Consider the following 13143-nt stretch of genomic DNA (forward strand, 5'->3'; position numbering starts at 1 on the left):
TATATTTATGATTAATACTTTGGAATTAGACAAGAACTTTACTGAAGTAAACTATAATCCTTTTGAGAAAGATAAGGATATCGAAAAGATAATCGTCCTTAACGAATCGCAAAAAGAATTATGGCTATCATGCGTAATTGGAGGAGACTCAGCAAACCTTGCGTACAATGAATCTGTTTCTCTGAAACTATCTGGAAAATTTGATTTAAGTATTTTCAAGAAAGCTATAATACATTTAACAGAAACACATGAGGCATTAAGATCAAATGTTTCTAAAAATGGAGAGCGTTTAATAGTCTATAAAAATGTTAATGCTAATATTTTTTATCATGATTTTTCAATCTTCAAACCTGAAGAAGTTGAAGAAAAACTGAAAAGTTTTATTCATCATGAAATTAGCATTCCTTTCGATTTGTATAATGATAATTTGTTCAAAATATATGTACATAAAATCGATGAACATACAACATATATTACCTTAATCATTCATCACATTATAGGAGATGGCTGGTCTATTGGAATCTTTTTGGAAGATTTAAGCTCATTATATAACAACCTGATTTTAGGAAATGCTGCTAAAATAGATGCAACTGAACAAATTAGTACATACGCAACTGAGCTAGTATCCTTTGAAAAAACAGAAGAATATAAGAAAACTCAAGAATTTTGGTTAAACCAATATAAAAACGATGTTCCTGTTCTCAATTTACCTATTGATTTTAGCAGACCATCAATAAGAACTTACGAAGGAAAGCGCAACGATTATCTTTTAAATGAATCTTTGTATAACAGCATTAAAGGATTGGCTGCAAAAGCTAATTGTAGCGTAGTTTCTACCCTTATAGCTGCTTTCGAGGTTTTCTTATACCATCAAACAGGTCAAGAAGATATTGTCTTAGGCTTACCAGCTGCCGGTCAGCTAGCTAGCGAACAATTCAGAGTTGTAGGACACTGCGTAAACCTGTTACCACTAAGAAGTAAAATTATACCTGAACAGGCATTTATCGAATATCTAAAAGTTAGGAGAAATGAAATATATGAGGTTTATGATAATCAAAGACTTACTTTTAGTGAACTTTTAAAAAAGATTAATGTAAAGAGAAATCAATCTACAATTCCACTAGTCCCCGTTGTTTTTAACGTTGATAAAGGAATGGACGATAATGTTAAGTTTGAAGGCTTAACTCATAAAATCACATCTAATCCAAGAGTGTGTCAAACTTTCGAAATATCATTAAATGTTAATGGTTCAAAAGATGCGGTAATTTTAGAATGGGCATACAATACTCAGCTCTTTAAAACTGAAACTATAGATAGGATGATGGAGGATTTTGAAGCTTTGCTTATCAACATTACCTCAAATCCGGAATTGTTAATTAGCAATTCATTTCCAGAAAAAAATGCTTTCCCTAAAATTACGCCTAATTATAGTGAGTATCCAAAAGATAAAACAATAATTGATTTATTTGCCGAACAAGTTGTTACAAATGGCAGTAAAAGGGCAATAATATTTGAAGGAAAACATTTAACATACAAGCAATTAGACGAAAAATCAAATCAAATTGCTAATTACCTTGGAAGCAGAAACGTAAAAAACAATAACCTTGTTCCTATTTGTATAAATCCTTCGTTAGAAATGATTGTTGCAATTTTAGGAGTTTTAAAGGCTGGTGCAGCTTACGTGCCTATCGATCCTGATGCACCTTCTTTCAGAATTAAGCAATTAACAGATAGTTCTGAAAGTAACTTGATTTTAACAGATTTAGTAACCTCAAAAAAGCTTAATGATGGCTTCTCTGTCGATGTTTTAGCAATTGATGAATCTTCAAATGCGATTTGGAATTCTTCGAAAACCAATCCAAATGTTAAGGTAAATCAAAACGATCTTATTTACATTATTTATACTTCTGGTTCTACCGGCACACCTAAAGGTGTAATGATTCCTCATGGAAATATTGTTGATTACCTGTATGGATTAATTGATAAACTTCCAACAATTAATGAGTGCAGAAGTTTTGCCCTAGGTTCTTCAATATCAACCGATTTAGGAAACACTACTTTATTTAGTTCTTTAATTAACGGAGCCGAATTGCATCTTTTTAGTAAAGACAGATTTAACAGTGTTTCGTACATACACGATTATTTTAAAACTGAACAGATAGATTTTTTAAAAATTGTTCCTTCTCACTGGAAACACCTTACCTACAACCTAGCAGAACTTTATCCTAAAAAGCTGCTAATGTTTGGGGGTGAATCTTTGCCAGGTACTTACATAAAAAAGATTAACGATAGCGGAACCAGTTGTGTGGTTGTAAATCATTACGGCCCAACTGAAACCACAATTGGCAAGTTATTGCACATTGTAGATAAAAATCACGATTACAGCACAACCATTCCAATAGGCAAACCATTTTCCAATACTTCAGTTTATGTGCTAAATAAACATGCTAAGTTATGCCCTATTGGTATTCCCGGAGAGCTTTATATCGGAGGAAAAGGTGTAGCATTAGGATATTTAAATAATGAAGAAATTACAGATAAATCATTCATAAAAAACCTTCGAAATGATATTGATGAAGTTGTTTATAAAACAGGCGATTTAGTAAAATGGTTACCAGATGGTAATATAGAATATCTTGGAAGAATTGATGACCAGGTAAAAATTAGAGGTAACAGAATTGAACTAGGAGAAATTCAAAACGTGTTACAGAAATATCCTGATGTTAAACAATCGGCAGTTTTAACTGAAGAAACGGTTGGTGGAGAAACTCAATTAATTTCTTACCTGGTTTTAGAAAAAGAGTTAAATAAAGATGCCATAATAGGTTTCTTAAGAGATAGGCTTCCAGAATATATGATTCCGAGGGTGTTTATCAAAATAGAGGAAATTCCACTCACATCTAACGGAAAAATTGATAAAAGAGCATTACCTAAAAGAGATATCCTAAATATTGTAGAAGAGAATGTTTATATAGCTCCAAGAAACGAAAACGAAACCATTATTACCAAAATCTGGGAAGAAAGTTTGGGTATAAATAAAGTTTCGGTTAGGGATGATTTTTTTGAAATTGGAGGACACTCCATGATTGCCATAAAAGTAATGATTGAGATAGAGAAGCGGACAGGTAAAAGGCTTCCGCTATCAACACTATTCGAAAGGCCAACAATTGAAAAAATTGCACTATTAATTTCAGGAGAACTTAAAGAAAATGAATGGAAGGCACTAGTAACCATAAAATCTAGAGGAAATAAAACACCAGTTTATTTAGTGCATGGAGGTGGAATGAATGTTCTCGTATTCAAATCTATGTCGCAATTTTTAGATGCAGAACAACCAGTTTATGCTTTCCAGGCATTAGGCTTAAGTGGAGATACTCAGCTGTTCTATACAATTGAAGAAATTGCCAAAAAATATTTAGAGGAATTATTAACACAAAACCCAGATGGTCCGTATCAGCTAGCGGGTTATTCTTTAGGCGGTAAAATTGCCTTTGAAATGGTGAAGCAACTGCTTTCGATGGGCAGAGAAGTTAAAATGCTGGGTATTTTTGATACATATATCCCAATGCCTGAAGAAGGGGTGCAGAAAGTTGTATCTAAATTAGTTAGACAGTTCAAGAAAATACCCTTTATGGCAGGTAGAATCCTAACTGCTCCTGCAGAAACTTTAAAATATCAGGCAACAATAGCTAAAGCTAAAATTTCGAATAAGAATGAATCAGAGATTTCTGCAGATGAAATTTTTACTTATAATCCTGAAATGATTAGAGCCTACGATATTGCCTACAATAATTACAAAATGGAACCGATAAATATTCCAATTGAGTTATTCAGAGTTAAAAAGAGAATATATTTTCTAGATGACCCGATATATTTAGGGTGGAAACGATATAGTTTCAAAAGTGTAAATATACATGATATTCCTGGCGACCATAAAACATTCTTATTCCCTCCTAATGATGTTGAGTTAGCGCAAAAGCTTCAAAAAGTAATTGATTCTTACAATTAAGGAATATGGAATACGATAATTTAGACAATAAATTAGAGTTAAAAAAATTTAAAAGTTTTAGTGAAGTAAATAGAAATAATACAAATATTTTCATATTTAAAGTTGAGGAAAATTTTCATGTAATAAATAGTTTGTATAATAATTATTTATCTACAGATGAGATTTTAAAAGCCAATAGATTTCTTAAATTAAGTGATAAGAATCTTTATATAGTTGGTAAATATAGAACCAGAGAAATGCTTGCCCATTACCTTGAGATAGAACCTAAGTCTGTTATTTTCAATTTCAACAATAACAAAAAGCCGGAAGTTCAAGGATTACATCATAACATTTCACATAGTGGTTCTCTATGTGTATTAGCAATAAGCACTTCTGAGGTAGGGATAGATATTGAAAAGATAAATGATGATTTTGATTTTGAAAATGTACTTTACAATACATTTTCTGAAAGTGAAATTGAATATATAAATAGTAAGAAAGAGCTTTCCAGAAGAAGATTTTATTCACTGTGGTGTAGAAAAGAATCCTTATTAAAAGCGACTGGCGAAGGTTTAACAGATAATTTAAATCTTATTAATACTTTACCAAATTATGTTGAAAGACATGGTAATAATTACAAGCTATATAATTTCAGCTTAGAAAATTATCACTTGAGTGTATCAGTTATTGACAACAAAACAATTGATTTTTGGTGGGTTTAATTCGCTATTTTCCTGAAATAAGCATGAGAATATTGATTCCCATATAATGAAACAATTTCTTCTGATTTATCAATAAAGAATTCATCGCAGGCTAATTTAACACCTGGATTGTGATTATTTCTTTCGCCATTTATATTTTCATCGAAATAATCCATTAAAACACAAATAGCATTATTGCTCATCTTTTTATAAACTTCGTTAAGGCAAAATAATAATATTGTTTTATGTTCTTCAGGATTTCCGCCAAAACCACAATCTATATGAGCGAATGCAATTTTAGAAGGAAGTTTTTCTGAAAGGGTATCTTGAAAAAATCCCTTAACCAATATTGGTAACTTTAACTTATTCTTCTTAAAATTTTCAATTAACTTTTCTTCAATACTCCCTGTTTCAGAAAACTTGATTTCAAAACTATCAAATAAGTAAAGTTGTTTTTTTGAATACCGTTGTTGAAGAACATTTTGAAATAACATTGCACATTGCCCTGTAAAACAACCTAACTCAATTATCTCTCCTTCAACGTTGTGAACTAAGATAGCATCTAGTAAATGATAGTAATTTATTCGCTGCTCAATAGTATTCATATCTTTTTGAGAATCGGAAACAACTACTGAATAACCGAATTTAAAATAACGGCTACATTTATTAACAAAATTAATCAGCCCATTTTTTTTATAATTTCTACCGTAAGGTGGTTTAGATATAAAATAATTATCCATTATATTTTTTATTTAATATACACTATTTCCTTTTAGATTTCTCCCATGCTGCGCTTTGATTTTTCCCTATATATCGAAAAATACCTGCAATAACAGCATAATTCATGACACAAAAATAATACGGTATAAAGAATACTTTTATTTTAATGTTTTTGCTTTCGAAAAACCAACCGGCTAAGCTGAGTATATAAAACAAAATTTGAGCAGACAACATAATTTTATAAAATGCTAAATCTGTTTCAGCAACAATTAATACATTTAATATAAATGCAGTTATCAATAGAAATGGAGTTATTGTCCAACGTAATACACGGTGAGAAATATATTGAAATGTTAATACAGGATAATAGAATGGATTTGCTGCTTTCGTTAATCTTAAAGTTGATTGAAGTCCGCCAGCTGCGATTCTAATTTTACGTTTCAACTCTTCTTTCGTATTTGCAGATGCAGTTTCCATTGCATAGGCATTGGCCTCATAAGCAATTATGTAACCCTTTTCTGCAATTCTCATCGCGATCATGTGGTCATCAATAATCGAATCAGATTCTACCGGTTGATACAAATCTGTTCGGATACTGAACAGTTCTCCTGCTGCGCCAACATTTGAGTATAATTCGTAATCCCATTTTTTTAGATAAGATTCGTATTTCCAATAAAAGCCCTCCCCTGCCGAACTAGCATCAGCCAATTCCTCAACCATAATTCTCTTTTCGCCAGCGACGGCTCCTACTTTTTCATTTTGATAGTGCTTTACTAATTCTTTTATAGCTTGCTGATTTAGAAATGTATTTGCATCCGTAAAAACAATAATTTCATTTTCTACTTTAGGAATTGCTCTTTTAATAGCAGCCATTTTTCCGGTTCTTATATCTTCATGCATTAAAAATATCTCAGAAAATGGCATTATTTTTTCAGGTGTAGAATCTGAAGAACCATCGGTAATGAATATGATTTGTAGTTTTTCTTTTGGGTAGTCGAGTTCAAGCGTATTTTTTATCTTATCTTCAATTATACCTTCTTCATTGTAAGCGGCAACCAATATTGTAACTGTTGGAAATTCAATTTGGTCAGCAAATGTTTTTTCTTTAATGAAAAGCCTTTTTATTCTGACTAATATGAAAAGAAGTAAACCATAGCCAACAAACGTGTAAACCACAATAAAGAGAGAAATCCAGAAAGCTATAATCATAGGGAGTTTTAAATTTTAATGCCGAGATTTTTACTATTAATTTTATTAGTAAAATTCCACAACAAGCCTTTTATAACCCATTTAATTAGGTCATTTCTTCCCTTTAAAGAATAAGTTATTATTTGCTTGCTAGAAGCTATAAAAATATAATAAATGCTGAACAAAAAAGTATTTAATGCACTTGTATTTCGTCTGATGAATAGTAACCTATTTCGAGTCATGAAATAAGTTTTTACAGCACTTTCTTTACCAACACTTATCGATTCTTTATGATAAATTTTAGCTTTTCCGGTAAACCAAATTTTCTTTCCCGATTTTTTGAACTTTTCACACCAATCTAACTCTTCATAATAAAGAAAAAATTCATCGGCCATTAAACCTGCATTTTGTAAATCACTTCTACGGCACATCATTGCTGCTCCGTGGCAAAATCCAGTTTCTCTACTATCCTTGTCAAATTGTCCAGTATTAATTTCCATACTTCCAATACCTTTATTTCTGCAAGTCAAGTAATTCATTTCTGTAAAACCGGCATATTGAATTGTGTTAGGTTGACTGAAATATAAAATTAAGGGAGACAATAATCCAATTTCAGGATTTTGTTCTAATTCATCAACCATTTTATCTATAAAATCTGGAGTTATCTCAGTATCATTATTTAATAACAAAAGATAATCTCCTGTAGCATAATTAATGCCTAGATTATTTCCTCCTGCAAAGCCAAGGTTTTTATCAGAACGAATGTAAATTAATTCGGGAAATATAATTCTATACTCTTGTTCATGTTGCTGCAAGCTGCCATTATCAACAAAAATCACTTCAATTTTATAATTAGTAGAAGGATTAGCTTTTATAGAATTTAAAAAACCTATGTTAACCTGATGTTGATTAAAATTTACTGTGATAATAGAGACCGATTTCATTAATTGTAAATGTAAAGATTAGAAAAAGGATATCATAAATTAAAAACATTATGTTTTCTAATCTGTTTCTAATATTACAACAAAATATTGCTAAAAGTATCTGAAATTATACAATATTAATTCCAATGTGACCATTTTTTAATCCCATTACATAATATAAATTTATACATTTGGTGTGTTATATTTCATATAGAATTCTTACTATCAAATTACTTTGAAGTATGTTGAATTTAATTGTATATCATACCTGAAACTACACTATGCGCATAGCTCATCTAATATTAACATATACTGATCCGAAGCAAACTGAAAGAATGATTAAGAACATGGAGCATAAAGACTTTGATTTTTATATTCATGTAGATCAAAAATTTGATATAAATCCTCATTTGTTTTTAAAGAGCATACCAAATGTATATTTTATAAATAACAGAGTTGATGTAAAATGGGCTGGGTATAACACTGTTAAAGCAACATTCGAGTGCATAAAAGAAATTGTAAATACTGGAATCAAATATGATTTTATCAATTTTCTTAGTGGACAAGATTATCCCTTAAAACCTGCCAGTGAAATGGCATTATTCTTCTCAGAAAATATTGGCAAACAGTTTTTAAGCTATCGTGATATTAAAAACGACTGGAAAGAAGGACTTATAAGAATGGAGAAATATTTCCTTTCTAATTACTCTTTTAAGGGAAAAAACACAATAGAAAATATTGTAAACTATATAATGCCGAAAAGAAAAATGCCATATAATTTGCATCCTTACGGTAAATCGATGTTTTGGATGTTGAGTCCTGAAATTGCAATGTATGTAGTTAACAAAGTTGAACAAGATAAGAAACTAATTAACTTTTTCTCTCTATGTTGGGCAAGCGATGAATTTGTATTTCAAACAATACTACTTAATTCAATTCATAAACAAAAAGTTGTAAATAATAACTATCGGTATATTGATTGGTCTTTGGGTGGAGCAAATCCTAAAGTTTTGGATGAGTCCGATTTTGAAAAAATAAAGCAATCTAATATGCTTTTTACAAGAAAGGTTAACAAAGATGTTAGCAGCAAATTATTAGATTTAATTGACACAAAACTATTAACACTTCTCACAATTTTTACATGGGTCACATAATTAACCTTAAAACATTTAAAGACAGCCGTGGAATTCTAACTGTTTTAGACAAAGTAGTTGATTTTGAAATCAAAAGACTATTTTATATATATGCAGTAGATGATTCAGATCGTGGCGGTCACAGACACCACAATACTTACCAGGCAGCCATTTGCATACAAGGTTCTTGCAAAATTTCTAATAATGATGGAGAAAAAGAAGAAATTTTCGACTTAGATTCTCCTGAGAAATGTTTAATTTTAGAACCGAAGGACTGGCATGTAATGCATGATTTTTCTTCGGATGCAATTCTATTAGTTTTGGCTTCTACAGCTTTCGATCCTAAAGATTATATTTATGAGCCGTACTAGGATACCATATGAAAACCTGAAACTTCTTAATAAGTCATTCGAAAACGACTTTAAAAATAAGTTTGAAAACTTCTTAAATAGTGGTTGGTACATTTTAGGCAATGAAGTAGCAGAATTTGAAAAGGAATTTGCCGAATATCACAACGAAAAATTTGTAGTTGGTGTTGCCAATGGACTCGATGCCCTAATTTTAGCGCTAAAATGCTGTAATTTTAAAAAAGGTGATGAAGTAATAGTCCCTTCTAACACATACATTGCCAGTATTTTATCTATTTTACAATGTGATTTGGTTCCAGTTTTTGTTGAACCTAAGCTTGATACGTACAATATTGATCCTGATAAGATAAATGAAGCAATTACCAGCAAAACAGTTGCTGTTATGGTAGTTCATTTGTATGGCCAATGTTGCGATATGTTGCCGATAAAGTCAATTGCTGATAAACATAATCTAAAAATTATTGAAGATTGTGCTCAGGCTCATGGTGCAAAATATAAAAATCAATTGGCTGGTACCTTTGGCGAGTTTGGCTGCTTCAGCTTTTACCCAACAAAAAATCTGGGTGCGCTGGGCGATGCTGGTGCAATAATTTGTAAATCTGAAACAGATTATATTAAGCTTAGACAATTAAGAAACTATGGCTCCGAAAAAAAGTATCACAATGGAATAATTGGCTATAATTCTAGGTTAGATGAAGTCCAGGCCTCTTTCTTAAGAGTAAAGCTCCCATATTTAAATGATATAAATAACCACAAGAGAAAACTTGCAAAAATTTATGATGATAATTTATCTAGTGAATTTATTAAACCTAAAGTTAATACTGAATTTGATAATGTTTATCACATATATAATATAAGACATAAGAAAAGAGACGAAATAAAGAGTTTTCTTGCTGAAAACAATATAGATACTGAGATTCATTACCCTGTTGCACCTCATAAGCAAAAAGCTTTGTTAAGCTTGAATAATTTATCATATCCAATTTCAGAAGAAATTCATACAACAACATTAAGCTTGCCGTGTTCATTTGCCCATACAGAAGAAGATATTTACTATGTTGTAGAAACTTTAAATAAATTTAATTGTTAAATGCCTATGCATTATTTGATTAAAGAATTAGCTCCTCCAATATTTAACACCTTGCGTTGGTTTAGTTTTAAATATGGATGGAAAGGAGATTTTAAATCATTTGAAGATGCTCAAAAACAATGTACAGGATATGATGAAAATCATATTTTAAACAGAATCGCTCAAACTACAAAAAGCGTTATCAACAATGAGGCGAAATATGAGAGAGATGGAATTATTTACGATGAAATAAATTTAAATCAAAATTTATTATCTGCTCTGCTTTTAGTTGCCTCAAGAAATAATAATAAGCTTACATTAATAGATTTTGGTGGTTCTTTGGGTACATCATATTATCAAAATATAAAATATTTATCTCATTTAACTGAGTTAAATTGGTGTATTATTGAGCAAGATAATTATGTTACCGAGGGAAAAAAATCTTTTGAGAATGAGCATGTAAAATTTTATTATACCATAGAAGAATGCTTGCGAGTAAATCCTAATCCCGATTTTCTATTAATATCAAGTGCCTTGCAATACATTAAAAACCCTTATGATTTACTTCAGCATATTCAATCATTCAATATCCCCTATTTAATGATCGATTTAATTGGTTTTAGTGATGGAGAAAAAGATAGAATAACAATTCAGCATGTACCTCCTGTTTTTTATGGAATTGAGGCGTCATATCCTTGTACTTTCTTTAACAAAACGAAGTTTGAAAATCAATTGAGTTTAAATTATCAAAAGGAATTTAATTTCATATCAGAACACAACAAATATTACATAAACTTCAAACCTTTCAGATATGAGGGTTCACTTTGGATTGCTAAAAATCAAACTCAATAAATAAATTAGAAAAAATTATTTAAACTATTTGGCGAGAATATCAAATTGATAGCACCAATTATGTAATGGATAGTTTTTATTTTTGATTTTTGCAGTTAATTTATTTCCTTGAGAATCACGAAGATTTCCCCTCGGACCATATTTATATCCACTTTTATCTTTAGTACCATTAACTGCATAACGTATTTTACTTCCTTTAGGAGACTTTGAACATATCAAAGTTACTTCATCGTTCTTAAGAATTACTTTTTCTAAAATATTCTTATTACTTGAATCTATAACACTAAAGCCATAATTACTAGATTTCAAAATCGATACGGTATCTAAAACAATAGGTGAAGATGGTATATTAAAACGTATTTGAACAGAATTTTGCTGCACAGCTATATTTGATGGAGTTAATCCTTTACTAGATTTTGATTCTAATAATCTAATCACAGAAAGACCAGCCAAATATCCCAAACGTTTTTGCGAAACTCCATCAATATGAACCCTTTCACCAGCAAAAGAATATAGATAGGTTGGTCCACTTGCACTAAAAAGAGAATCATCTCTCACTAATTCTAGTTGAGCCTGTGGAACAGCAGTCTCGCGAGAGATAAAATTATTTTCATTAAAATCTTTTGCTAATGTTAAACAATTTGTTTGATAAGAAATGCAAACTATGTCTTTTTTTTGATGAGTGATGGCCTTAACATCAGTACTCAAATCCGTTTGAAACGTTTTTAAATCTTTCTTGTAGTTATTTGATTTTTTCCATACAATATCATCCTCACCTTGCATCCAGCAAAATGCCGGAACCTCTAACGTGTAACCTTTATCTTGAGCGCTTTCGTAAGCACCTCTAATTTCGTCTAAAAACTTATTGTACGCTTTAGTTCCTTTACTTAAGTCTTTAATGCCGGTTGCTCCCTGCCCACCAGGAAACGTAGAAATTAATATACTGTCACCTAAACCTTTCTTAATTAGATAATCAGAAACAACTTCAGACATGCCATAAATAGATAATTCAAAAGCTCTTTTCCTATCATTAAGCATTTTCTTCATCCATTGCTTCAAGTGTGTATCAGATAAATAACCAAAATTTTCATCTAAATTTTCGGTCAGTACTCTGTGGTTTGTTCTCAGCACAAGGCTATCAAAATCAGTTATCCTAATGGCTTCCTCGCCTAGGGCTAAACTTTGTCCATACACAGGTATTACTAATACCTTTTTAACTTCTTTACTTTTTCTACTACATGCGGTAACTAAAGTAATTAGTATTATTAATGTTAGTGTATGTAAGTTTTTCATTATTTCATATATTTTTTTAGTTCAGATGCTATTATTGATGAATATTTTTGTGCACCGACTTCATTAAGATGGCCAAAATCATAAAAATATTCGGAATGCCCTGTTATTCCCGGCATATTGTAATGATTTATGAATATTAGATTATTCTTTTTCGCAATAGCATTTGGCAAATTAAATAAGGTAGTTTTTTCAGTAGCATACATTGGAGAAAAAATAAAAATGAGTTTAATATTATGTTCCCTACATAAATTTATAAATGATTGCAAATACTGTACTTTTTCCTTATCAATTGAAAAAGGAAATCTCTCTGGCTTAATTTCTAAAGTAGTATTAAGTTTCCCATTAATTGCTTTAAATCCCTTATCTGAAGCTAATGATCTTTGGCTGAAATTACCTGCTAATAAATTTGCAAATTCTCCATTATAACGATAAAGATGTGAAACCTGTCCTTTGTAGTATAAACCAGCAAGTTTTAAAACCTCATCGCTTCCTTTACTATAATTAAGGTAAGTAATTAGTGGTCCGGCTGCCTCTGGAGTTGAGAAAGGTGTTTTTAAATAATCGGTTGGATGCAGTTCTAAGACAATTGTTTTTGGAGTATATCGTTCTAAAATAGCACTTAAAAAACCATACTGAAAATAAATATTACGCATACCCCATAAACCAGCATTATACACTCCTGTTTTTAAAGTATCTTGGATTATGGCTGGAATATAGTGATGATGTGCTCTCGAACTTCCCATAAAAATAACGGGTTCTGTCATTACATCAATTACCTGATTAATCTTATACTCATTAGTTGTAGTGGTAGTCTTGTAAAAATATTTAACTCCGTAAGATATTCCCCTATCAAGTAAAAAGGTTATTCCAAGAATAATTAAAACACGTAAAGCAAATTTTTTCATCGT

The 13143-nt window shown here is 30.7% G+C and carries 11 protein-coding genes; 6 read left to right on the top strand and 5 right to left on the bottom strand.

What is annotated here, in order from left to right; translation table 11 throughout:
* The first annotated feature begins 7 nt into the window (after positions 1-7).
* A complete protein-coding gene (locus ACO05K_RS07905; protein WP_421943902.1) occupies positions 8-4009 on the top strand; it encodes an amino acid adenylation domain-containing protein in 4002 nt (1333 codons plus the stop codon).
* A 5-nt stretch (positions 4010-4014) separates the two neighbouring features.
* On the top strand, positions 4015-4710 hold the full coding sequence (locus ACO05K_RS07910) for a 4'-phosphopantetheinyl transferase family protein (RefSeq protein ID WP_421943903.1): 696 nt from the start codon (positions 4015-4017) through the stop codon (positions 4708-4710).
* On the opposite strand, the gene ACO05K_RS07915 is transcribed toward ACO05K_RS07910, so the two are convergent.
* From ACO05K_RS07915 to ACO05K_RS07925, 3 genes are read right to left on the bottom strand one after another with little or no spacing between them, the layout of a single operon-like run.
* Complete coding sequence (locus ACO05K_RS07915) at positions 4707-5429, bottom strand: TylF/MycF/NovP-related O-methyltransferase (RefSeq protein ID WP_421943904.1); 723 nt, start codon at positions 5427-5429, stop codon at positions 4707-4709. The two genes, ACO05K_RS07910 and ACO05K_RS07915, sit on opposite strands and share 4 nt — an antisense overlap.
* A 22-nt stretch (positions 5430-5451) precedes the next feature.
* A complete protein-coding gene (locus ACO05K_RS07920) occupies positions 5452-6618 on the bottom strand; it encodes a glycosyltransferase family 2 protein (protein WP_421943905.1) in 1167 nt (388 codons plus the stop codon).
* Between the two features lie 8 nt (positions 6619-6626).
* Positions 6627-7541 (bottom strand): glycosyltransferase family 2 protein, encoded by a 915-nt coding sequence (locus tag ACO05K_RS07925; protein ID WP_421943906.1) that lies wholly within the window; start codon positions 7539-7541, stop codon positions 6627-6629.
* Positions 7542-7801: 260 nt separating this feature from the next.
* Between ACO05K_RS07925 and ACO05K_RS07930 the strand changes: the two genes are divergently transcribed.
* From ACO05K_RS07930 to ACO05K_RS07945, 4 genes are read left to right on the top strand one after another with little or no spacing between them, the layout of a single operon-like run.
* On the top strand, positions 7802-8674 hold the full coding sequence (locus ACO05K_RS07930) for a beta-1,6-N-acetylglucosaminyltransferase (protein WP_421943907.1): 873 nt from the start codon (positions 7802-7804) through the stop codon (positions 8672-8674).
* Positions 8662-9024 carry a sugar 3,4-ketoisomerase gene (locus ACO05K_RS07935; RefSeq protein ID WP_421943908.1) on the top strand — a complete coding sequence of 121 codons (363 nt, stop codon included), beginning with the start codon at positions 8662-8664 and terminating at the stop codon, positions 9022-9024. The genes ACO05K_RS07930 and ACO05K_RS07935 overlap by 13 nt, the downstream gene beginning before the upstream one ends.
* The gene (locus tag ACO05K_RS07940) at positions 9011-10111 is read left to right on the top strand and encodes a DegT/DnrJ/EryC1/StrS family aminotransferase (protein ID WP_421943909.1); all 1101 of its coding nucleotides are present in this window, start codon (positions 9011-9013) and stop codon (positions 10109-10111) included. Before ACO05K_RS07935 ends, ACO05K_RS07940 begins: the two co-directional genes overlap by 14 nt.
* A 15-nt stretch (positions 10112-10126) precedes the next feature.
* Positions 10127-10942 carry a methyltransferase, TIGR04325 family gene (locus ACO05K_RS07945; RefSeq protein ID WP_421943910.1) on the top strand — a complete coding sequence of 272 codons (816 nt, stop codon included), beginning with the start codon at positions 10127-10129 and terminating at the stop codon, positions 10940-10942.
* Positions 10943-10966: 24 nt separating this feature from the next.
* On the opposite strand, the gene ACO05K_RS07950 is transcribed toward ACO05K_RS07945, so the two are convergent.
* Both ACO05K_RS07950 and ACO05K_RS07955 read right to left on the bottom strand, forming a co-directional pair.
* Positions 10967-12235, bottom strand: coding sequence for a sialate O-acetylesterase (locus ACO05K_RS07950; protein WP_421943911.1), 1269 nt, complete (start codon positions 12233-12235; stop codon positions 10967-10969).
* Entirely contained in the window at positions 12235-13140 is a 906-nt protein-coding gene (locus ACO05K_RS07955; protein ID WP_421943912.1) for a hypothetical protein, read from the bottom strand. The genes ACO05K_RS07950 and ACO05K_RS07955 overlap by 1 nt, the downstream gene beginning before the upstream one ends.
* Positions 13141-13143: the final 3 nt, after the last annotated feature.

The sequence above is a fragment of the Pedobacter sp. genome, assembly GCF_965227205.1.
Taxonomy (GTDB): Bacteria; Bacteroidota; Bacteroidia; order Sphingobacteriales; family Sphingobacteriaceae; genus Pedobacter.